Annotated in this window: 23 protein-coding genes; 7 read left to right on the top strand and 16 right to left on the bottom strand. The window is 66.9% G+C overall.

The window, feature by feature from the left end:
• Positions 1 to 49 precede the first annotated feature (49 nt).
• Positions 50 to 175: a type B 50S ribosomal protein L36 gene (gene ykgO / locus VEA80_RS04390; protein WP_322810119.1), complete on the bottom strand. Its 126-nt coding sequence runs from the start codon at positions 173 to 175 to the stop codon at positions 50 to 52.
• A gap of 143 nt (positions 176 to 318) precedes the next feature.
• Here ykgO and VEA80_RS04385 point away from each other — a divergent pair, with 143 nt between their 5' ends.
• Positions 319 to 1782 carry a lytic murein transglycosylase gene (locus tag VEA80_RS04385; protein WP_325059479.1) on the top strand — a complete coding sequence of 488 codons (1464 nt, stop codon included), beginning with the start codon at positions 319 to 321 and terminating at the stop codon, positions 1780 to 1782.
• An 87-nt stretch (positions 1783 to 1869) separates the two neighbouring features.
• Here the strand turns inward: VEA80_RS04385 and VEA80_RS04380 are convergent, their stop codons facing one another.
• Complete coding sequence (locus tag VEA80_RS04380; RefSeq protein WP_325059478.1) at positions 1870 to 3150, bottom strand: MFS transporter; 1281 nt, start codon at positions 3148 to 3150, stop codon at positions 1870 to 1872.
• A gap of 189 nt (positions 3151 to 3339) precedes the next feature.
• Here VEA80_RS04380 and motA point away from each other — a divergent pair, with 189 nt between their 5' ends.
• The 4 genes from motA (at position 3340) to VEA80_RS04360 (ending at position 7337) form a co-directional block, all read left to right on the top strand.
• Positions 3340 to 4206, top strand: coding sequence for a flagellar motor stator protein MotA (gene motA / locus VEA80_RS04375; protein WP_325059477.1), 867 nt, complete (start codon positions 3340 to 3342; stop codon positions 4204 to 4206).
• 146 nt (positions 4207 to 4352) lie between these two features.
• A complete protein-coding gene (locus VEA80_RS04370) occupies positions 4353 to 4589 on the top strand; it encodes a hypothetical protein (RefSeq protein WP_325059476.1) in 237 nt (78 codons plus the stop codon).
• Positions 4590 to 4660: 71 nt separating this feature from the next.
• Positions 4661 to 6547 (top strand): bifunctional tRNA (5-methylaminomethyl-2-thiouridine)(34)-methyltransferase MnmD/FAD-dependent 5-carboxymethylaminomethyl-2-thiouridine(34) oxidoreductase MnmC, encoded by a 1887-nt coding sequence (gene mnmC / locus VEA80_RS04365; RefSeq protein ID WP_325059475.1) that lies wholly within the window; start codon positions 4661 to 4663, stop codon positions 6545 to 6547.
• A gap of 22 nt (positions 6548 to 6569) precedes the next feature.
• Entirely contained in the window at positions 6570 to 7337 is a 768-nt protein-coding gene (locus VEA80_RS04360; RefSeq protein ID WP_325059474.1) for a WecB/TagA/CpsF family glycosyltransferase, read from the top strand.
• Here the strand turns inward: VEA80_RS04360 and VEA80_RS04355 are convergent.
• The 4 genes from VEA80_RS04355 to VEA80_RS04340 form a co-directional block, all read right to left on the bottom strand.
• A complete protein-coding gene (locus tag VEA80_RS04355; RefSeq protein ID WP_325059473.1) occupies positions 7271 to 8653 on the bottom strand; it encodes an MFS transporter in 1383 nt (460 codons plus the stop codon). The genes VEA80_RS04360 and VEA80_RS04355 overlap by 67 nt on opposite strands.
• Positions 8654 to 8726: 73 nt before the next feature.
• Positions 8727 to 9515, bottom strand: coding sequence for an inositol monophosphatase family protein (locus VEA80_RS04350; RefSeq protein WP_325059472.1), 789 nt, complete (start codon positions 9513 to 9515; stop codon positions 8727 to 8729).
• Positions 9516 to 9609: 94 nt separating this feature from the next.
• Entirely contained in the window at positions 9610 to 9888 is a 279-nt protein-coding gene (locus VEA80_RS04345; RefSeq protein WP_325059471.1) for an Atu4866 domain-containing protein, read from the bottom strand.
• Positions 9889 to 9897: 9 nt separating this feature from the next.
• Positions 9898 to 10626 carry an SDR family oxidoreductase gene (locus tag VEA80_RS04340; RefSeq protein ID WP_325059470.1) on the bottom strand — a complete coding sequence of 243 codons (729 nt, stop codon included), beginning with the start codon at positions 10624 to 10626 and terminating at the stop codon, positions 9898 to 9900.
• A gap of 190 nt (positions 10627 to 10816) precedes the next feature.
• Here VEA80_RS04340 and VEA80_RS04335 point away from each other — a divergent pair, with 190 nt between their 5' ends.
• Positions 10817 to 11722: an AraC family transcriptional regulator gene (locus VEA80_RS04335; protein WP_325059469.1), complete on the top strand. Its 906-nt coding sequence runs from the start codon at positions 10817 to 10819 to the stop codon at positions 11720 to 11722.
• Here VEA80_RS04335 and VEA80_RS04330 read toward each other — a convergent pair.
• The 3 genes from VEA80_RS04330 to VEA80_RS04320 are packed head-to-tail and all read right to left on the bottom strand — an operon-like array spanning position 11696 to position 13976.
• Positions 11696 to 12898 carry a TIGR03862 family flavoprotein gene (locus VEA80_RS04330; RefSeq protein ID WP_325059468.1) on the bottom strand — a complete coding sequence of 401 codons (1203 nt, stop codon included), beginning with the start codon at positions 12896 to 12898 and terminating at the stop codon, positions 11696 to 11698. The two genes, VEA80_RS04335 and VEA80_RS04330, sit on opposite strands and share 27 nt — an antisense overlap.
• Positions 12891 to 13289, bottom strand: coding sequence for a VOC family protein (locus VEA80_RS04325; RefSeq protein WP_325059467.1), 399 nt, complete (start codon positions 13287 to 13289; stop codon positions 12891 to 12893). Before VEA80_RS04325 ends, VEA80_RS04330 begins: the two co-directional genes overlap by 8 nt.
• 9 nt (positions 13290 to 13298) lie before the next feature.
• Positions 13299 to 13976 carry a dienelactone hydrolase family protein gene (locus tag VEA80_RS04320; RefSeq protein WP_325059466.1) on the bottom strand — a complete coding sequence of 226 codons (678 nt, stop codon included), beginning with the start codon at positions 13974 to 13976 and terminating at the stop codon, positions 13299 to 13301.
• A gap of 84 nt (positions 13977 to 14060) precedes the next feature.
• Here VEA80_RS04320 and VEA80_RS04315 point away from each other — a divergent pair, with 84 nt between their 5' ends.
• Complete coding sequence (locus VEA80_RS04315; RefSeq protein ID WP_325059465.1) at positions 14061 to 15032, top strand: retroviral-like aspartic protease family protein; 972 nt, start codon at positions 14061 to 14063, stop codon at positions 15030 to 15032.
• On the opposite strand, the gene VEA80_RS04310 is transcribed toward VEA80_RS04315, so the two are convergent.
• The 7 genes from VEA80_RS04310 to pth are packed head-to-tail and all read right to left on the bottom strand — an operon-like array spanning position 15029 to position 21501.
• On the bottom strand, positions 15029 to 16261 hold the full coding sequence (locus VEA80_RS04310; protein WP_325059464.1) for a multidrug effflux MFS transporter: 1233 nt from the start codon (positions 16259 to 16261) through the stop codon (positions 15029 to 15031). The two genes, VEA80_RS04315 and VEA80_RS04310, sit on opposite strands and share 4 nt — an antisense overlap.
• 42 nt (positions 16262 to 16303) lie before the next feature.
• Positions 16304 to 17308, bottom strand: a complete 1005-nt coding sequence (locus VEA80_RS04305) for a DUF2167 domain-containing protein (protein WP_325059463.1) — start codon at positions 17306 to 17308, stop codon at positions 16304 to 16306.
• Between the two features lie 44 nt (positions 17309 to 17352).
• A complete protein-coding gene (locus tag VEA80_RS04300) occupies positions 17353 to 18171 on the bottom strand; it encodes an alpha/beta hydrolase (RefSeq protein WP_325059462.1) in 819 nt (272 codons plus the stop codon).
• A complete protein-coding gene (ychF, locus tag VEA80_RS04295) occupies positions 18164 to 19261 on the bottom strand; it encodes a redox-regulated ATPase YchF (RefSeq protein WP_325059461.1) in 1098 nt (365 codons plus the stop codon). The genes VEA80_RS04300 and ychF overlap by 8 nt, the downstream gene beginning before the upstream one ends.
• 22 nt (positions 19262 to 19283) lie before the next feature.
• Positions 19284 to 20150 (bottom strand): NAD-dependent epimerase/dehydratase family protein, encoded by an 867-nt coding sequence (locus tag VEA80_RS04290; RefSeq protein ID WP_325059460.1) that lies wholly within the window; start codon positions 20148 to 20150, stop codon positions 19284 to 19286.
• Positions 20150 to 20893, bottom strand: a complete 744-nt coding sequence (locus VEA80_RS04285; RefSeq protein ID WP_325059459.1) for a hypothetical protein — start codon at positions 20891 to 20893, stop codon at positions 20150 to 20152. The genes VEA80_RS04290 and VEA80_RS04285 overlap by 1 nt, the downstream gene beginning before the upstream one ends.
• Entirely contained in the window at positions 20890 to 21501 is a 612-nt protein-coding gene (gene pth, locus VEA80_RS04280; protein WP_325059458.1) for an aminoacyl-tRNA hydrolase, read from the bottom strand. Before pth ends, VEA80_RS04285 begins: the two co-directional genes overlap by 4 nt.
• Between the last annotated feature and the right edge of the window lie 28 nt (positions 21502 to 21529).

The following is a 21529-nucleotide window of genomic DNA, read 5'->3' as shown; positions in this document are numbered from 1 at the left end:
TACGCCCGCGAGGGGCGACGGCGCCTATGGGCTCGAATTACGGCCCAATTCAGCCCTGCTTGGCCTTATAACGCGGGTCCACCTTGTTGATGATGTAGACCCGGCCCTTGCGGCGCACCACCCGGCAGGCCCGATGGCGGGCCTTCAGCGACTTGAGAGACGACTTAACTTTCATGACCGAAATGTCCGGGCGGAAATTGAAGCGGGGTCAATAAGGGCGGGTTCTGCGTAAGTCAATGCGCGGGGCTGGCGCGGAGATTGCCTGCGGCGCCCGACGCACCCTAGAGGCGTTCTGGGGCTATGAAGAAGAGGTTGCGGATGGCGCGTGCTGTGATCCTGGCTGCGGCGGTATCGCTGGCCATTGCCTGCGGGCCGACCAGTGTCGGCGCTCAGCAGACCCCGCCGCCGCCCAGCTTCCAAAGTTCGGGGAACGCCGCGTTCGACGCCTGGCGCGACGATTTCGCCCGCCGGGCGGTGGCGCGGGGCCGCGATCCGGCCGTCCTCGCCCGGCTGCTGCGGGGCGTCAGCCCGGACGAGCGGGTGATCGAACTCGACCAGCGCCAGCCCGAATTCGTCAGCCCGGTTTGGGACTACGTGAACAACCGGGTCACAGAGCGCCGGATCGACGACGGGCGGGCGTTGAAGGCGGGCCTGGGCGACACGCTGACCGGGGTCGAGCAGCGGTACGGCGTGCCGAGCGGCATCATCCTCGGCATCTGGGGGCTCGAGAGCAATTACGGCGATGCGGCGCTCAACTGGAATGCGCAGACGGCGCTGTCGACGCTCGCCTACGAAGGCCGCCGCCGGGCGCAGTTCGAGGGCTATCTGCTAGCGCTTGCGGAGATGGTGGAGCGTGGGCTGGCGAGCCAGGAGCAGCTGTCTTCGTCCTGGGCGGGCGCGCTCGGGCAGCCGCAATTCATGCCGGACGTCTATCTCACCACGGCCGTCGATTGGGACGGCGACGGTCATCGCGACATCTGGAACAATCGCGGCGACGTCGCCGCTTCGATCGCGCACTATCTGCAGGATCGCGGTTGGCGGCGCGGCGAGCCGGTGTTCGACGAAGTGCGGCTGCCCAATCAGTTCGACTATTCGCTCGCCGACGGCACGATGCGCTCAGTCGCGGACTGGGCCGCGCGAGGCGTCACTCGGATCAATGGCGAGCCGTGGGCGGGCAGTGAGAATTTGCAGGCGCAGCTATGGCTTCCGGCGGGCGCGCAGGGCCCCGCGCTCCTGCTGCATCACAACTTCGGTGTGATCCGCCGCTATAACAATTCGGATCGCTATGCGCTGGTCGTCTCGCTGCTGGCGCGGGCGATGGACGGACGCGCCAGCGCGCTGGTGCGGCCGTGGCCGACGCAGATTGGCTCTTTGAACCGTGAGCAGACGCTCGAACTACAGACGCTGCTGAATGGCCTCGGCTACGACGCCGGCGCTGTCGACGGCCTGTTCGGCAGCGGCACGCGGCGCGCCGTGCGCGCGTTCCAGGCGGCGCAGAACCTGCCGGCGGACGGCTTCCCGACCGCGTCGCTGCTCAACGAAGTTCGTGCGCGCGCCGGCGTCGCGACCGAGCCGGAGCGCGAACCGCGCGGTCTCGACCGGCGCGGCGTGCGCGAACTGCAGCGCACGCTCAATCGCCTGGGTTACAGCGCCGGAACGGCGGACGGCGTCATCGGCACGCGCACGCGCAATGCGATTCGCGCGTTCGAGCGCGCGCGCGGCATGGAAGTGCGCGGCCGCGCGACAGATATCGTCCTGGAAGCGGCGCGGGCGGCTCTGTAGGGTCTGGGTTCTAGGAGTTAGGGGTTAGGGGTTAGGTTCGGGCGCCATCCTGCCGTGCGCGAACGCGCGGGTCCTCATCGCTAGCACCTAACTCGGCGGCGGCTCGCTTGGCGGCGTGTCCAGCGCGGCGGCGTTGCGCAGGCGCCGGCTCCGCAGCGCGAACGCCATCATCGCCAGCAGCAGAACCAGCATGATGATCAGCGGCGCGTTCATGTCGACGGTTTCGTAGACGACGCCGCCGATCACGGGCGAGAACACGAAGCCTGCGCCATTGGCGGCCACGACGAGTCCGGCGGCGCTGCCTTGCTCTTCCGGCTTCACGGCGACCGAGGCGCCGCCGGTGAAGCCTGGCCGCGCCAGCCCTGCGCCCAAGCCCTGCACCGCCTGCGCCACCAGCAAGGCCGCGAGGGTGTCGGCGATAATCTGCACGCCGACGCCGAGCGCGAGCAGGCCCGCGCCCCACGCCATCAATCCACGCGGACCGAGCTTCAGGCGCGGCAGGATCGCCATCTGCGTGGCGAGCAGCGCCAGCGCATTGACCATGAACCCAGCGGCGGTGAGCTCGGCGCCGCGTTCGCCGGCCGCGTTCAGGCGGTCCATGGTGAAGAGGCCGAACACCTGCACGGTGACGCCGGCGACCACTGAGAGCGCGAAGCCGTAGAGCAGAAACGCCGAGAGGCGCCGGTCGGTCACCAGCGCGAGCGACTCGCGCCATTCGCCTTTCGGCCGTTCGCTTTTCGGCGGCGTGTTTTCCGGCAGGAAGCGCCAGATCATGAATGACGCGATCGCAGCCAGCACTGCGACCAGCCAGATCGGAAATACGAGTCCGAACTTCGCCGCCAGCGCGGCGCAGATGGCGGGGCCGAAGGCCTGGCCCAATGCGAACGCCGCAGTGAGGCCGGCGAGCTGCTCGGTGCGTTCGAGGCGCGTGGTGCGGTCGGCGATATAGGCTTGCGCGGCGGGGGAGGAGGCCGAGCCGAACGCGCCGAAGATCGCGCGCGCCAGCATGAGCCACGTGAATAGCCAAGCGCCTGCGATGAAGCCCGCTTGCCCGAACATCACGACGACGCCGAACGACGCCATCGAGACGGCGTAGGCGCCGAGCCCGAGCGCGGCGACGGGCTTGCGGCCGATACGGTCCGAGAGCCGGCCCCAGCCCGGGCTCATCACCACCCACAGCAGTGCCGAGAGCGAGAAGATCCAGCCGACGCTCGAATCGGGCAGCTTGAGTTCGCGCACGAGCGGCGGCGCGACCGCGAGCAGCATCGAATTGCCCGCGCCGATGACCAGCAGGCAGATGAACAGCAGCCGGAATTGGCGGTTGCGTCCGATCGGTGCGCGCGGATCGGCGCGCGCAGCTTCAGGCAAGGGTGGCTGGGTGTCTGGCATGAGCCTTGTGCGCGGCCTTGCTACGCTGGCCCGGCGTCGCGGGAAAGGGCGTTGACGAAGCGGAAATCAGCAAACGAAGCAGAAAGGCTAACAGCCGAAACGGCGCGTTAAGCGCGGTCGGGCATAACGCGATGTCGGCAGAACGCCTTCGGTAAACGCGCGTTATCCATGTTTCCTATTATCGGCCTCGTCGTGGTGTTCGGGATGGTGTTCGGCGGCTTCATGCTCGCCGGCGGCCATTTCGAAGTCATCATCGAAGCCGCGCCGATGGAGTTCATGATGATCTTCGGCGCCGCCGTCGGCGCCCTCATCATCTCCAACGACATGGACGGCCTCAAAGGCGTTATGGGCGGCTTCGGCAAGGTCATGTCCGGGCCGAAGTGGAATAAGAAAGACTACCAGGATCTGCTTTCGCTGCTCTTCCAGCTGACCAAGCTGATGAAGACGAAGGGCATCGTCGCGCTCGAAGCGCACATCGAGAAGCACGAAGAGAGCCCGATTTTCCAGAAGTATCCAAAGCTCTGCAAAGACCACTTCGTGGTGCATTTCATCTGCGACACGCTGCGGATGATGACGATGAACCTCGACGACCCGCACCAGGTCGAGGACGCGATGGAAAAGCAGATCGAAAAACACCATCACGAGAGCCTGCATCCCGCGCATGCGCTGCAGACGATGGCGGACGGCCTTCCCGCGCTCGGCATCGTCGCCGCCGTGCTCGGCATCGTGAAGACGATGGGCGCAATCAACGAGCCGCCGGAAATCCTTGGCCTCATGATCGGCAAGGCCCTGGTCGGCACGTTCTTGGGCGTGTTTCTGGCCTACGGTATCGTCGGCCCGATGGCCGCGCGCCTCAACGCCGTGACCGAACACGACGCGCAGTTCTACAAAATCATCCGCGACGTCCTCGTTGCGCATCTGCACGGCAACGCGGCGCAGGTTTCGGTGGAAATCGGGCGCGGCTCGGTGCCCACGCACATGCAGCCGAGCTTCGCGCAGCTCGAAGAAGCGTTGGCAGCCGCAGCGGAAGGCTGACAGTAGACTTGAGTTCCCTGCCCGAACCTATGCGTAATTGCATGGTCATTCGGGCCCGTACCGCTTGCCAATGCGGTTAATCCTTGGCATGGAGTCGCCTCCCGCGTTGGGGGTAGACCCCGACGCTGAGACGAGGGGTAGAACCTATGACGAAGTTCAAGTTGGGCATGGCGGCGGCTGCCGCTGCCGTTCTCGCCTTCGGCGTCGCGGCCTGCGGCCAAACGACGACGACCACGGAAGAGCCGGCTGCGGCGACCGAAACGACGGAACCGGCGGCTGATCCGGCTGCGGCTCCGACCGATCCGGCTGCGGCGCCGACCGACCCGGCTGCGGCTCCGGCTGACCCGGCTGCGACCACCACGCCGCCGGCGACCACTCCGTAATCGAACTACGGACGTAGTTATCGCGATGAGCCGCCCGAAAGGGCGGCTCATTTGCGTTTAGGCTTCCGCCAATGTCCCGTTTGCCGCCGCAGCCCGAACTCGACTGGAGCGAGGAAGCCGCCCCGCGCGCGCGCGCGTTCGACGACGTTTACTTCTCCCGCCGTGGCGGCTTGGCCGAGAGCGAAGCCGTTTTCTTGGCGGGGTGCGGCTTGCCCGAAGGCTGGCGAAACAAGGATCGTTTCGCTCTCTGCGAGCTCGGTTTCGGCACGGGACTGAACGTTTTGGCCGCGTGGCGAGCCTGGAAAAACACCCGGCTACCCCATGCGCAATTGCATATCTCCAGTGTGGAGGCATACCCGCTCGCAAAGGACGACGCGGCCCGCGCGCTGGCGCAGTTTCCCGAGGTGTCGGAGCTTGCGGCGCAGCTGTTGGCGCGTTGGCCCGTGCGCGCGTACGCGCCGCAGCGGCTCTGGTTTCCCGCGGACGGCCTCAGCCTGACACTGCACATCGGCGAGGCGGCCAAAATCCTGCCGACGCTCAGCGGCGCGTTCGACGCCTGGTTCCTGGACGGCTTCGCGCCGGCGCGAAATCCGGCGATGTGGTCGGCGGATCTATTCCACCAGATCGCCCGCCTCAGCGCTCCGGGCGCCCGGCTGGCGACTTTTACCGTCGCCGGCGATGTGCGCCGCGGCCTCGCAGCCGCTGGGTTCGAGGTCGAGAAGAAGCCCGGCTTCGGCGCCAAGCGCGAGCGGCTCGAGGCGACGCTGCCTGCAGGCGAAGCGCGGACGAATCGCCCCGCAACCGCCGGCGCGGCGACTTATCCGTACGCCGCCGTCCAGCCGAAACGCGTCGCGATCATCGGCGCTGGGATCGCAGGCGCTTCGATCGCGCACGCGCTCGGCCTGCGCGGGATCGAAACCATCGTGCTCGAGGCGGCGCGCACGCTGGGCGCCGGCGCCAGCGGCAATCCAGCGGGGCTGGTGATGCCGCGGCTCGATCGCGGCGGCGTGCTGCAGAGCTTCCATCTCGCGGCGTATCTCCACGCTGTCGCGGCTTACGAAGACCTGGGCGTGTTCGAACGCTGCGGCGTCGAACAATTGCCGGACGCGGACGGAGAGGCGCTGGCCGACCTCATCGCCGATCCGCCGCTGCCGCACGATTGGTTCAGCGGCCTGGCGCATGGCGCGGCGCTGCACGCGCGCGCCGGTCTGGTGCGCCCCGTCGCCGCCGCCGCGGCGATGCTTGCGCGGGCGCACGTTCTGTTCGAGTCGCCGGCGCACGCCATCGAGCGCGCTGATGGCGGCTGGATCCTGCGCGCGCCGGATGGGCGGGCGCTGATGAAGGCGGACGCTGTCGTGCTCGCCTGCGGCGCAGCGCTTCGGCAGTTCGGGCCGGCGCAGTTTCTTCCGCTGCAGCTCTCGCGTGGCCAAGTGGAATGGGGCGAGGGGCCGGCGCCGGCGCACGCCAAGGTGCGCGGCAGCTACGTCGCCCCGTTCGAAGGCCGCGTGCTGTTCGGCGCGACGTTCGACAAGGCCGAAGATGCAGCCGCTTCGGCGCCGGACGAAACCTCCCGCCGCCGCAATCTGGCGGCGCTGCGCGAGCTGGCCCCGGAGATCGCCGCGGGTGTCGATGTTTCCTCGCTCCGCTCCCGCGCCGCGCTGCGCGTGACGACGCCGGATCGCGCGCCGATTGCGGGTCTGTTGCCCGACTCGGAGAGGTGGCTCGCCCAGTACGCGCCGCTCGCGCACGGAGGCAGGATCGAGATGGACGCCGCGCCGCCGGCGCATGACGGCGTTTACGTTATCGGCGGCCTCGGCGCGCGCGGGCTCACCAGCGCGCCGCTGCTGGGCGAGATCATCGCTGCGGAAATGTGCGGCGAACCGGCGCTGTTGCCGCAAAGCGCGCGCGACGCGATTCATCCGGCCCGGTTTCTGCATAGGGCGCTCAAACGAAGTTAAAGCAACGTTTGGGTTAATCGACATGGCCTTCGACGGCGGCGCGCTCGCAACGCGCGGAGTGGACTTTCTCGACCTTCAATTCAGCGGCTTGGACCTTGACGCGGCGGTGGACGCCGTGGCCGCGCGCGCCAGCCTCGATCTCCCGTTCGCTTACGTGGCGACGCCGAATGTCGACCATGTCGTCGGCCTCTCGAACGAGCCGGCGCGCCGGGCGCTCTACGATCGCGCCTGGCTGTTGCTGAACGACAGCCGTATCCTGGAAAGGCTCGCCAAACGCGCTGCGCTGACGCTGCCGGTGGCGACGGGCGCCGATCTAGCCGAACGCCTGCTCGACAGTGTGATCGACCGTCACGAGCCGGTGACCATCATTGGCGGCGACCGCGAGCAGATCGAAGCTTTGAAGGATCGCTATGGCCTCACTGACGTGCGCTGGCATAGGGCGCCGGCGGGTCTGCGCAACAAGCCGGAGGCGATCGTCGCCGCCGCCGCTTACGCGGCGCAGCAGCCGTCGCGCTTCACCTTCGTTTGCGTCGGCGCGCCGCAGCAGGAGCTGATCGCTTACGCGATGAGGCAGCATGGCGGTGCGCGCGGCGTCGGCCTCTGCGTCGGCGCGGCGCTCGACTTTCTCTCCGGCCGCGTCCAGCGGGCGCCGCTTTGGATGCGCCGGGCGGGGCTCGAATGGCTGCATCGGCTCGCCAGCGAGCCGAGCCGCATGTGGAAACGCTACTTGGTCACCGGACCCAAAGTGTTCTCGCTGTTCGCCGCGTGGCGCGCCTCGATGGCGGCGTGAAGCTCGGCCTGGGCTTTCTCGTCGAGCGGATAGCCGTTCAAGGAAAGCGCGGATGCGAGGTAGAGCGCGATCGGAACGCCGATGAACAGGAAGCTCAGCATGCCGAGCGCAGTGGCGCTGTTGTCGGCGCCCAGCGCGGGCGCGAAACCGACCAATCCGAGCACCGCGTAGGTAAGCGGGCCCGCCGCCACGCCTAACTTCGAGGTCGTGAGCATCACACCGAAATAGAGCCCGGAGCGGCGCGCACCGGTGCGCAGCTCGTCTTCATCGACGACGTCCGCCATTAGCGCGCGCGTCAGCAAGACGCCGCCGCCTTGCGCCAAGCCGGCGATCGCCATCAACGGCGCGACCACGGCAAAATTTCCCGCCGGCAGGAACAAGAGTCCCGCGGTCGTCACACTGCCGAACACCAGCGCGCCCTGTAGCGCGATGTGCTTGCCGAAGCGACGGGCCGCCCACCACCAGATCGGCACGCCGACGAGGCCGGCGATGAAATAGATCGCCAGCAGAGTCTGCGCCTCGCCTTCGAAGCGGAGAACGAACTGGAAGTAGAACAGGAAGAGCCCGCCCGAGGCGCCTTGCGCGATCCCCAGCAAAAGATCCGGCAGCAGCACGCGCATGGCGAGTTTGTTGGCGAACAATGTGCCAAGCGTATCGCGCAGCGACATGTGCGGTTGTGGCGGCCGGTAGGGCTCGCGGACAAACGTCAGCGCCATCCAAGCGGTGATCGGCGCCAGCGCAAGCAGCGTCCAGCCCATCGCGTGGACGGCGTCGGCGTTGGAGCCGTTGAATCCCTGCGCGACCACGCCGGCGATCACCAGCATTAGCACCTGGCCGATCATGCCGGCAGTTTGCACAGCGCCCAGCACATGCGTTCGGCCGTGATACGTCGGCTGCAGCTCGCCAGCCCAGCCGAGGTGCGCGATCATCATGCTGGCGTAGGCGATGTACATCACGAACACGGCGAGCCCGGCCGCCAGCGGGGGCACGCCTTGCGGCAGGCCGAGGAAGACGAGCCAGAGCAAAACCATCAAGAATGGCGTGCTGAGGCCGAGCCAGAAGCGGCGCCTCCCGAAACGTGACTCGGTGCGGTCTTGCAAGCCGCCGAGCCACGGATCGATCAGGAGATCGAACACGCGCGCGCCGAGGAATATTGCGGAAACCGCCCAGAGCGGCAGGCCGAGATGCTCGGCGAAGTGCGGCGGCAGGAAGATGATCACCGGCAGCGAAAGCGCCAGCAGCGGCGCCGCGGGCGCAGCGAAAGCCGCGATCTCCCAATAGGAAATCTTCCGTTCAGCGCCCTTGGATGTGGTCAAGCGTTTCCTCCGCCCCGTCCCCGGGCGGGGCGAGCCTTATGAGCTGCCAGTGTTCACGACCAGAGCCTCGCGATCAACTGCCGCGAACGGCCTGCGTCAGCGCCGGCAGGAGGCGTTCGTTTGCCGCTACGACAGCGCCGGTCTTCATGAAATCGTCGCCGTCGATCTCGGTCACGACGCCGCCGGCTTCGCGCACCAGCACAGCGCCGGCAGCGATGTCCCAGGCGTTAAGGCCGCGCTCCCAATAGCCGTCGAAACGACCCGCCGCGACGTAGGCGAGGTCGAGCGCGGCCGCCCCGAAGCGGCGCATGCCGGCGCTCTTTGCGATCACGCGTTCGATTTCGCCAAGCGCCTTGGCGTGACCCGGCTTGCCGTGGAACGGCGTGCCGGTCGCGAACAGCGCGTCGCGCATGTCGCTGCGGCCGGCGACGCGCAGGCGGCGATCGTTGAGATAAGCGCCCATGCCCTTCTCGGCCCAGAACAGCTCATCGCGCACCACGTTGTAAACGACGCCCGCTACGAGCACGCCCTCGCGCTCGAGCCCGATCGAGATGGCGAAATGCGGGATCGCGTGCAGAAAGTTGCTGGTGCCGTCGAGCGGGTCGACCAGCCAGCGATTGGTCTTGTCGGTGCCTTCGACGACGCCGCGCTCTTCCATGACGAAGCCGTAGCCGGGGCGCGCCTTGGAGAGTTCTTCGAAGATCGTCTTCTCGGCCTTGATGTCAGCGGAGGAAACGAAGTCGCTGGGGCCTTTGCGCGAGACCTGCAGGTTCTCTACTTCGCCAAAATCGCGCGCGAGCGCCCGCGCCGCTTTGCGGGCGGCGGCGATCATCACGTTCATCGTGGCGGAAGCTTGCGGCATGACGGTCCTGCGGGAAGGCGCGCTTGCTAGCAGGGGCCCCCCGGCGCGGCAAGGGCGGGCGCTGCCCAGGTGAACGCCCACCCTGCCGCTGGGTTCAATTGACCTTGTAGAAGGTCATTCCCTTGTAAATCAGGGCGCCATCCCGGAATGCGCCGCCTATGACGCCGCCTGCGTCGTTTTCGAACGCGATGCGCGCCCCTTCGACGCGGTAATTGCCTTCGCTGGCGTTCCTGCGTTCGCCGCGCATCTCGACGAAGCGGCCGTCCGGGAGGAGCTTGCGGCCGAAATAGCCGCTCGCGCTTTTCCAGAGCCCGACGAAGGTGCCCGGATCGCCGCCGTCGACGACCGTGTGCGTGGGTTTAGGGACGAGCATCGGCGCTCCTCAGTTCGCAGCGGTGGGGCGGACGACGATCTCATTCACGTCGATGCCGTCGGGCTGTTCGATGGCGTAGGCGATCGCACGGGCGATGGCGTCGGCCGGGATGATGGTCTTGCGATAGTCGTCGATGAACTTGGCTGTCGCTTCATGCGTGATCGTGTGCGCCAGTTCAGATTCCGTCACGCCCGGCGAGATGATCGTAGTGCGGACGTACTTGTTCTCTTGGCGCAGACCTTCGGTGATGAAGTTCACCGCAGCCTTTGTGGCGCAATAGACGGCGCCGGTCGGGATCGCGCGATAGGCGGCGATCGAGGACGTGTTGATCACGTGGCCGTAGCCTTGGCGGGCGAACACCGGCAGCGCCGCGGCGATGCCGTAGAGCACGCCCTTGATGTTCACGTCGACCATCTGCTCCCATTCGTCGACCTTCAGCGCCTCGAGCGGCGAGAGCGGCATGACGCCCGCGTTGTTGACGAGCGCGTCGAGCTTGCCGAAGCGCTCTGCGGCGAAGCGGACGAAATCTTGAACGCTGTCGCGGCTGGTGACATCGAGCGCGGTGAACTCCGCCGTCGCGCCTTGCGCGCGCAGATCGGCGACGAGTTTCTCGAGCCGGACGGTGCGGCGGGCGCCGACGACGACGGTTGCGCCGCGTTTGGCGAGTTCGCGCGCGGTCGCTTCGCCGATGCCGCTCGAAGCGCCGGTGATGGCGACGATTTTGCCTTGGATGGACATTGCGGATCTCCGTGGATTTCGGGAGCCGGCGGAGCGCGCCGGCGACACGGGAGAAGATGCGGGATGAGGCGGCGCCAGCGGTAGAACAGGCCTCCGCCATGATTGCCTATTTCTCCAAACCTGCATTGTCATCGCTCGTTATCGTGCCCAGATCTGTTAGCGTCAGATTGCCCAAAACAGGACCTGCGCCATGGATCGGTTCACCGAACTCATTGAGCTGATTGCGAAATGTGCCGGGCCCGCCGATGGCGCAGTCCAAACCGCGATCCCGCGCGTGAAGCTGTTCCGCTTCTCGACGCCGACGCAACCGCTCCATTCTCTACACGAACCGGCCATTTGCCTCGTCGTGCAGGGCAAGAAGCGCGTGCTGATTGGCGAGCAGTCGCTCGATTACGATTCGAGCCGCTTTCTCGCCGCCTCGGTCGACGTGCCGGTGATCGGGCAGGTGATCGAGGCGAGCGCGGAGAAGCCGTATCTCTGCTTCAAGCTCGAGATCGACCGCGCCATGCTCGCGGCGCTCGCGCTGGAGATGGGCCCGGCCGATGCGGGCGATCCCGCGCCCGGCGTGGCGCTCAGTCCGGTGACGCCGGAGTTGCTCGATGCGGCGCTGCGTCTGCTGCGCTTGGCGGATACGCCCCGCGACATTCCGGTGCTCGCGCCGCTGGCGGAGCGCGAACTGCTCTATCGTCTTTTGGCCGGCGAATACGGCGCGCGGCTGCGCCAGCTGGCGCATGCCGATTCCAAGCTCAGCCAGGTCACCCGAGCGATCAACTGGATCAAAACGAACTATCGCGAAGCGTTCTCGATCGAGACGCTCGCGTCCGAAGCGCGCATGAGCGCCTCGGCGCTGCATCTCCACTTCAAACAAGTGACCTCGCTCAGCCCATTGCAATATCAAAAGCAGATGCGGCTGCAGGAAGCGCGGCGCCTAATCTTCGCTGAGTCCATGGATGCCGCGAACGCTGCGCACGAAGTCGGCTATGAAAGTCCATCCCAGTTCAGCCGCGAGTATCGGCGCCTGTTCGGCGCGCCGCCGGTTCAGGACGTGACGCGGCTGCGGGAAACCGCCCTAACGATCGGCGCCGCCGCGCCGTAGTATGGCGCGGGCGGCCCAGACGCCGGTCGCGAACGAGGCTTGCAGCAGATAACCGCCGGTGGGCGCCTCCCAGTCCAGCATCTCGCCGGCGACATAAGCGCCGGGGATCGCGCGAAATTGGAGGTCCTCGTCCACGGCAGCCCACCGCACGCCGCCGGCGCTCGAAATCGCGCGATCGAGCCCTTGCGCCGCGACGAGGCGAACGGGAACGGCTTTGATCAGCCGGGCGAGATCCTCCGCTCCACGCGGCGGCGGACCGCTTTCGTGCAGCAGCGCGATCGCAAGCGGCGAAAGGCCGAGCGTTTTGCGCAGGGTGGAGGAGAGCGTGTCGCCGCGTTTGGCGCGCGCCAGCTTGACAGCGATCTCTGTCGACGTAAGCGCGGGGCGCAGGTCGATCGCGATCGTCGCCGGAACGTTGTCGCGGAGCTCGGACGACAGCGCATAAATCGCGCCGCCTTCGATGCCGTAGTGCGTGATCATGGCTTCGCCGCGCGCTTCGCGTTCGCCAAACCGGATGGCGATGGTCTTGAGCGGCTGGCCGGCGAAGCGGGAGCGCAAGTGTTCGCTCCAAGCAACGCAGAAGCCTGCATTGCTCGGCCTGAACGGCGCCAGCTCGACGCCGCGCGCCTCGAGCGTCCTCGTCCAGGCGCCGTCGGAGCCGAGCTTCGGCCAACTCGCGCCGCCCAGCGCAAGCAATGTCGCACTCGCGTCCAATGATGGCGCTGCGCCGCCAGCGGCGAGGCGCAGCGTCCCATCGCCATTCCAACCGAGCCAAGTCGTGTTGGTGTGGATGACGACGCCCCGATCAGCCAAGCGCCGCAGCAGCTCCCGCAGCAAGGGCGAGGCTTTCATCGCCTTCGGAAAGACGCGGCCGCTGGAGCCGACGAACGTCTCCTGTCCAAGTCCCTCCACCCACGCGACCAAATCCGCTGGCGTGAACGCTTCGAGCATCGGCGCAAGCCGCGCCGCGGCTGCGCCATAGCGGGTCATAAAGCGCTCGAACGGTTCCGAATGCGTGAGGTTAAAGCCGCCGCGCCCAGCCATCAGGAATTTGCGCGCAACACTCGGCATGCGCTCGCAAACGACGACGCGCCGGCCGGCCGCGCTCAGCACGTCCGCCGCAATCAATCCTGCAGGGCCCGCGCCAATGATGGCGACGGGCGCGTCGTCATTCATGCGCGTGGCTGACGGCTTCGATCTTGTTGCCGTCCGGATCGCGGACGAAAGCGCCATAGTAGTCGGGGTGATACTCGGTGCGCAGGCCGGGGCGGCCGTCCTCGATGCCGCCTTGATCGAGTGCGGCGAGGAAGAACGCGTCGACGGCCGCGCGCGTCTCCGCACGGAAGGCGATATGGACGCCGTTGCCCATGCTCGCCGGCTGGCCATTGATCGGCAGGCCGATCCAGAACGCCGGCTTGCCGGGCTGACCGTATCCGACGGCGACGAGCTGGCCGCCGTACTCCACCGGCATAACCGGCTGCATGCCGAGCGGCGCGAGTGCAGCGTCGTAGAACGCTTTGGAGCGCTTCATGTTGGTGACGCCGACGGAGACGTGATCGATCGCCATGAACCCTCCTCAGCGCCAGCGCGCGAACCAGTCGAGCGTGCGCGAGAGCGCGAGCTCCCGTGACGTCGCGTGGAAATCGTTGCTGCCGGCGCGGCAGAAGCCGTGCCCGGCGTCGTAGAGATAGAGAGGCGCATCGGGCGCCGCCAGCCGCACGCGCTCGTAATTCTCCGGTGGGATCGAGGCGTCATGCGCGCCGTAGTGCAGCATCACCGGAACTTGTGGCGGGATGTCGAGCAGGTCGGCGATCAGGCGGCCATAGAAGCAGGTTGCGGCTTTGAGCCCGGCGCATCTCGCCGCCGCCATCCAGGTCGCGGCGCCGCCGTAGCAGAAGCCGGTGACATAGACCGGTTGCGGCAGCGCATCGATGGCCGCCTGAATGTCCGAAACCACCTGCGGCCAGGGCGAGGCCTTCACGGCGGCTGCGCCTTTCTTGACGCCCTCCGGATCGTGCGCGGCGTGGAAATCGCGTTCGATGCGATCGAACAGGCTTGGCGCGACGCACGCGTATCCCGCATCTGCGAACACGCGGCACATGTCGCCGATGTGCTCGGTCAAGCCGAAGATTTCCTGGATCACCACAACGCCGCCGACGGGGTTGGTTTTCGGCTGCGCAATCAGCGCCGCGACCTCGAAGCCGTCGATTTTGCTGGTAAGGGTGGTCCGCTCGATCATGGCCTTCCGTCGCATGGCCGGCGCTTTTCGTCGAGCCTCGCAAGAAGTTGAGCGGATCGTCACTGGCGCGGGGCGGCGCACCGGATCAAGGTCGTCGTCATGGGAGCGTTCGCCCGTTTCGTCGCGATGGTCGTCAGCGCGGTCGCGGCCGCCACCGCCGCGTCGGCGGAGTGTATCGACGCGCCTGATCTCGCCGCCTATCAGGACGCCCGTCCCGAAGATTTCGCGCTCGGGCCGACGCGATCGGATCGGCTCGGGCGCGTGGTCGCGCCGGTCAGCGTCAACGGGCAGGGCCCCTATCGATTCATCGTCGACACCGGCGCGAACCGATCCGTCGTGTCTCAGGCGCTGGCGGAACAGCTCGGCCTGGCGCCGGTCGGCTCAGGCCAGGTTCACTCCGTGCATGGCGTCTCTACCGCGCCGCTGGTCGAAGTGGATTCGCTTCGTTACGGCGAGCTTTCGCTTGCCGGTTCGGCGATGCCGATGCTGCACGGCGCTGTGCTCGCGGGCGAGCAGGGGCTCTTGGGCGTTGACGGCATGCGAGGGCGCCGGCTCAGAATGGATTTTGAGCGTAACTGCATCGAAATCGTTCCCTCGGACGAAGCGCGGCGCCTGCGCGGTTGGGCCACCATTCGCGGGGAGTTGCGCTTCGGTCACCTCGTCGTCGTGCGCGGTCACATCAACGGCGTGCGTGTCAATCTGCTGATCGACACCGGCTCGGACTCCTCCCTCGCCAACAATGCATTGCGCGACGCCTTGAACGCGCGGGTTCGCGACAACCGGCGCCAGATCGATTACGCGATCGCCTACACCGCCGGCGATCGCGTAATCCTGAACCGCGCCATGCTGGTGCAGCGCCTCAGCATCGGCGAATTGGAGGTCCGCAATATCACCGCCTTCGTCGGCGACTTCCACATTTTCAGTTTCTGGGGGCTGCAGGACGAGCCGACGCTGCTGGTGGGCATGGACGTGCTCTCGCAAGCGCGCGGGCTCGCCATCGACTACGGCCGCAGCACCGTGCATGTGCGCCCGCGCGACGATCTGCGCTTCGGCAGCCGGGTGCAGAACTAGGGCAGGCGCGGGCTGGCGTCGAACAGGCGCCCGCGCTCCGTCCATACGATCGTAACCAGAGTGGCGAGGCCTGAGAGCGCAAGTCCAAGCGCGAACGGCGCCGGCGTGCCGTCGAAGGCGCGCGCGATCAGCCCGCCGGCAATGGCGCCGCCGGTGGCGGAGACCGCGCCGTAAAGCGCCGAGGCGGAGCCGGCGATACGGCCGACCGGCTCCATCGCGAGGGCGTTGAAGTTGCTCGAGATCAGCCCGAACATGGCGAAGGCCAGCGCCATTAGGCCGAAGAACACCCAGAACGTCGCGAGGCCGAGCGCCGCCAGCGCGCCGATCACGGCGGCGATCAGCGTGAAGGCGATCAACGTGACGTGCGAAAGCCGGCGCATGCCGTGCTTCACCACGAGGCGTGAGTTCAAGAAGGTGCCAGCAGAGATAGCGATCGCGATCGCGCCGAAGGCGAGCGGAAACGCCGCGCCGAGATCATAATAGTCGACGAAGATCTGTTCAGACGAGGTGATGTAGCCGAACAGGCAGCCGGTGACGAAGGTGGTGGCGAGCATGTAGCCGACGGTCTGACGCTCGCGCAGGACGGCGAGATAGTTGGCGGCGATCTCGCGCGGCCGAAAGGGTGCGCGATACTCCGGCCTCAGCGTCTCGGGCAGTCGGATCAGCGCCCAGGCGAGCACGACCAGCGCGTAGATCAGCAGCGCGCCGAAGATCCAGCGCCACGGCGCGACAAAGAGAATGAGCTGTCCCAGCCCCGGCGCGACGATCGGCACGATCATGAACACGGTCATCGCCATCGACATGACTTGCGCCATGCGCCGACCTTCGGTGAGGTCGCGCACGACGGCGGTGGCGATCACGCGCGTCGCGGCGGCGCCGACACCCTGCATCGCGCGCGCGGCGAGGAAGAGTTCGAAGTTCGGCGCGACAACGCAAAGCACCGAGCCGACGATGTAGATCCCGAGGGCATAGATCAGCACGCTGCGCCGGCCGAATGTGTCGGCGAGCGGGCCGTAGACCAGCTGCGAAACCCCGAACAGGGCGACGTACGAGACGACTACAAGCTGGCGGTCGTTGTCGTTCGCGAGCGAGAAGTCGCGTGCAATGTCCGGCAGCGCGGGCAGCATGATGTCGATGGCAAGCGCGTTCAACGCCGAAAGCGCCGCCACCATGGCGACGAGTTCAAGCGTAGAGAGCGCCTTTGGCGCCGTGGTTTCCGGACTGCGCATCCGGCCTTGTAGCGCCGCCTTGGCGGCCGCGCGAGCCGCCGCTTAGGACGCTGGCGGGTCGCGCCGGAACATGCGCATCACCGCTCCGCCGAGCGCGACGATTCCGGCGATGATAAGCACGATGAACTTCTTGCCGAACGCAAGGATCATGGCGAGCAGCCCGGTCTTCTGGGCGACGGCCGCCAAGGCGCCGCCAGCGATCAGGCCGCCAATGCCATAAGCGGCGCGTTGATCGACGCCTTCGACATAGTCGGCATAGGTGTTGCCGGCGGTGAAGTTCGCCATCTCCATCACCGCTGGCGCAGCGGCGCGGATGGTCTCGAGCTGATCCATCGTCGAGACGAAGCTCACCACCAGATGGCCTTCGCGGCCCAGCACGCGGATGTCGTAGTTGAGCGAATGGACGCTCTCGCCGCCGAACAGCAGGTCCTTCGCCCAATAGAGCTTGTGCGTGGCCGGATCGTAGTGCGGCGCTTCGGCCCAGCCGACCAATGTGACGGTGGGATAATTGTTCTCGCGCCGCCAGGCGTTCTCCTGCTCCGCGCCAGTCTGCATGTCGCGCAGCAATTGGTTGTAGTCGATCGTGCTGGCTTCATCGTCCGGCACGTGGCCTTCGTTGACGTACTGGACAATCGCGCCCCATGAATCGAGCGCGGGATTGGCGCCGGCGGGGAAGATGATGCCCTCGACGCCCTGGGCCGAGTTCGGCGGATTGCCCCAGACATCGACAATGATGCGGCGCGCGTCCGCAGCGCCGACGAAATAGTGCGTCTCGGGCACATTGAGGCTGACGCGCCCCTCCGCGATGGTCACGACGCCAGTCTGACGATCGAGGCTGTCGTAAAGCGCCTGCGCCTGACGCAGGTACTCCTGCTCTTCGGCCGTCATCTCCGGCGGCGCCGCGGCGGGGGCGGCTTCGACGGGCGCGCCCTCGGTCAACGCTGGGGCGGTCGGCGCTGCTTCTTGCACCGCGGGCTCGCTCTGCGCCCACGCCAAAGCCGAACTCGCGACCAGAGCCGCGCATGTGATGAGAGCAGTACGACGCATCTTCCCCTCCGCCCAAGCCAGTCTACGCGAGGCGGTAACGCCTGTCACGGCGAGTGCGCGCCGTGGGGGTCAAGGCCGAAGAGCGCCTCGGTCGCTCTGCTTGCGGCCGGCGCAACCATGCTATCGTGGGTCTCTCCCGCCAGGATGGCGGCGGAAACGACCAGACCGGGTCGGCCCGCTAAGAGCTCTGAGAGGCGCACCATATCGCTCGCCATGGCGCTCCGTTCGCCAGGCGGCGTGTCAGCGGCGAGAAAGACCGCTCTCAAGCGGTGGCTTTCCGCGAAAGTTTGCTGAAAAATCTTGCCGTCGTCGAACCAGAGCGCAGGACTGAGGATCGCGTAACGGTCGAACAAGTTGGGCGCACGCTGGAGTGCGTACGTGGCGAACAGACCTCCATATGAGTGGCCGGCAATGGCGCGGCGTTCGCGAGTGATCGGCAGGCGCGCCTCCGCATATGGGATGATTTCATTTCGCAGAACATCGAGGTACGCCTCCGCGCCGCCCGTCCGGTTAGGCGTTCGGCCGAAGGGCGGCGTGAAGTCGTGCTTGCGCCGTGCCGCCGTGCCAACGATATCGCGATAGCCGACGCCGACTATGACGACGGGCTCGATGCGATGCGTGCGCGCGCCTTCGTCGACGATCCGGGCAAAAGTCGGCAGCCAGCGTTCGCCGTCGAGCAGGTAAAGAGCTTGGCACCCGCCGCGGCGGCACGCGTCGGGAACGTGAATGTAGAGAACGTACTCGACGCCGTTGGATGCGCGTGGCGGCAGCAAGACATGGCTGCGCGGCGCAATCAAATGATACGCCGCAAAACTCATAACGACGAGCGCCAGAGCCGCAGCGATCAGCCAACGCCTACGCATTGAAACGGAAGTGCATCACGTCGCCTTCACGGACGACGTAGTCCTTGCCTTCGAGCCGCATCTTGCCGGCTTCCTTGGCGCCTTGCTCGCCGCCGAAGGTGATGAAGTCGTCGTAGGAGATGGTCTCGGCGCGGATGAAGCCCTTTTCGAAGTCGCCGTGGATGACACCGGCGGCTTGCGGCGCGGTCCAGCCCTTCTCGATGGTCCAGGCGCGCGCTTCCTTGGGACCGACGGTGAAATAGGTCTGCAAGCCGAGCAGATCGTAACCGGCGTGGATGAGCTTGGTGAGGCCGGGCTCCTGCAGTCCGACCGTTTCCAGAAATTCCGCCTGCTCTTCGTCCGAGAGCGCGGCGATCTCGGCTTCGAGTTGGGCGCAGATGATGACGCAGGCGGCGTTCTCCTCCTTCGCGCGTTCTTCCACGCGCGTGGTATGGGCGTTGCCCGCAACTGCATCATGTTCGTTGACGTTGCAGACATAGAGCACCGGCAGCGCCGTCAAGAGCTGCAGCATCTCGAACGTCTTTTGCTCTTCCGGCGCGCGCTTCACGAGACGCGCCGGCTTGCCGTCTTCGAGCAGCGCCTTGGCGCGCTGCACGAGATCAAGCGTGAGCTTCGATTCTTTGTCGCCGCCCTTCGCCTTCTTTTCGAGATTGGTTACCCGCTTCTCGAGGCTTTCGAGGTCGGCCAGCATCAGCTCGGTCTCGACCGTCTCCAGATCGCGGATCGGATCGACGGAGCCTTCGACATGGGTGATGTCGTCGTTCTCGAAGCAGCGCAGAACGTAGGCGACGGCGTCGCACTCGCGGATGTTGGCGAGGAACTGGTTGCCCAAGCCTTCGCCCTTCGAGGCGCCGCGGACGAGTCCGGCGATGTCGACGAAGTTCATCCGCGTCGGGATGATTTCCTTCGACTTCGCGATCTCGGCGAGCTTCTTCAACCGCGGCTCAGGCATCGCCACCTCGCCGACGTTCGGCTCGATCGTGCAAAACGGATAGTTCGCCGCTTGAGCCGCGGCGGTCTTCGTCAGCGCGTTGAAGAGCGTCGACTTGCCCACGTTCGGCAAGCCCACGATGCCGCATTTGAAACCCATAATGTCCTCTTTGATCGTCGCGTTAGCGCACGAGCCCAACGCGGTAATTTGTGTAGAACGGCGCCCAGTTCAACGCCGCGCGGGCGCGCCGATTGCTGACGCGGAACGACGGAAAGCCGGCGCGCCCGCCCGCCTCCGGCGCCGGCGCACCCGCAGATTGGGCGATGAAGCTGAAGACGTCCTTCCACCGCGCCGGCTCATCGTCGGCGATGATCAGCGTTTGCCGGGACGGCCATTTTTGCACGGCGGCAAGCGTCGCCGCCGCCATGTCGGCGATGTGGAGCAGGGACACGAAATCCGAGCCGTCGCCGGGCAGGCGCAGCTTGCCGGCGCGGGCGCGCGCAAACCAGTCGTCGTCGAAGCCCGTGCCCGGACCGTAAAACAGGCCGCCGCGCAGAATGAGCCAATCGAGATCGGAGGCGCGGATCGCTTTCTCCATTGCTGCCGACGCTGCGAGGGCGCGGCCGGTCACGCTGTCGTCAGCAGGAAAGATCGTTTCCTCATCCGACCATTCATCCGTGCCGGACGCGCTGAGCATCGCAATGCTCTGTTGGATGACGCGCTGAACGCCGGCTTTGCGGCAGGCGGCGGTCCAGATCGGCGTGCCTTCGCTGCGGACGCGGTCGTTGGCTTCGTACGTGCCGCGCCCGCTGGGTCCGGGCAGGGAAGTCGCGAGATTGACGCCGAGGTCGCAGCCCTCGAGACCGGCGACGAGAGACGCTTCGTCGAAAATGTCCGCCACGCGAATATCCGCGCCGCACCCGGCAGCGACGCCGGCCGCTTCCGGACGGCGCACCAACGCGCGCACGGCGTAGCCAGCGGCGACGAGACGCGGCGTCAGCCAGCGTCCATAGACGCCATTCGCGCCCAGGATGGCGATCGTCTCCATCAGGCGCGCCCCAACGCTTTCGCCGCCATGTCGCGCCAGATCCGCGCTTCGGGACGCAGCGGCGGGGCGATCTTCTGTAAGCGGCGATCGAGTTCGGCGAAGCCGATCTCGGCGTCTTCGCGGCGGCCGGATTTGGCCATGAACGCCACGTAGCGCCCGCCGGCTTCAAGCCCGGGCACGCGGTCCGCGGCGAAGCGATAGGCGTCGTCCGCTTCCTGATTGCGGCCGAGGCCTTCATACGCGCGCGCGAACGCGAGCGCCGTCGTCGGCGACGCGGCTTCGCGGCCGCCGAGCGCCTTCAGTTGTTCGAGCCGCGTCAGTGCTTCCTGCCAGCGGCCGAGTTCGAGCAGCGCGTTGGCGTGGCCCATCAGGATCGCAGGGTCTTCGGCCCAGTGGCCTTCGAGGCATTGCGCCCATTGCGCCTCGGCGTCGCTCCAGCGCCCGAGCGCTGCGGCGGCCTGCGCCACGCGCATGCGGTTGCCGACCGTCGGCGTCTCTTCGAGCGCGGCTTTGGCGTTGCGATAATCGCGCTCCGGATCGAGCGCTTGGCGCGCCGCCTTGCCGACGCCGCGCGCGGTGCGTCCTCCCATCCATTCCGGCACGATGATGGCGAGTACGTAGAACGCGGGCGCGAGCAGCGGCGCGATAATGAACAGCAACAGCCAGAACATCTCGCGCCCGGTGCGCACGACATGAACGCCGCAAAGCAGCGACGGCAGATAGGTGAGGATCAGAATGATCATGCGTCCCCGCTCGCTTGCTGCCGCGGATTGGCCTTTTCCGCCGGCGCCAGGCGCATCACCTCGCCCTGGTATTTTTCGTCCTCGCCCTTGGCCAAGAGCGGGGCTGCTTTCGCACACGCCTCGAGCAGGTTCGACACCCATTCGGCGTCGGCTTTGTGAAAGTCGCTCAGCACGTGGTGATGCACGAGCTCCTTCACGCCGGGATGACCCACGCCCATGCGCGCGCGGCGAAAGCCTTCACCGACCGACGACGCGATGATCGAGCGGATGCCGTTATGGCCCGCCGCGCCGCCGCCCTTCTTCATGCGGAAGCGGCCGGGGGCGAGATCGATCTCGTCGTAGAAGGCGACGATGTCGGTGGGCGAGAGCTTGTGGAAGTTCGCCGCTTCGCCGACGGAGCGGCCGCTCTCGTTCATGAACGTCTGCGGCTTCAGGAGCAGCGTGCGCACGCCGTCGATGTGGCCCTCAGCCAGCTCGCCCTGGAATTTCTTCTTCCACGGACCGAACCCATGTGCGCGCGCGATCGCGTCCACGGCCATGAAGCCGATATTGTGCCGGTTGCCCGCATATTTCGCGCCCGGATTGCCGAGGCCGACGAGGAGCAGCATGAACGCCTTCTAGTCTTCCCGTTCGCGG

It is taken from the genome of Vitreimonas sp. (assembly GCF_035627415.1).
In the GTDB taxonomy this organism is placed as follows: Bacteria; Pseudomonadota; Alphaproteobacteria; order Caulobacterales; family Aquidulcibacteraceae; genus Vitreimonas.
This window is presented reverse-complemented; position numbering and strand designations above follow the sequence as displayed.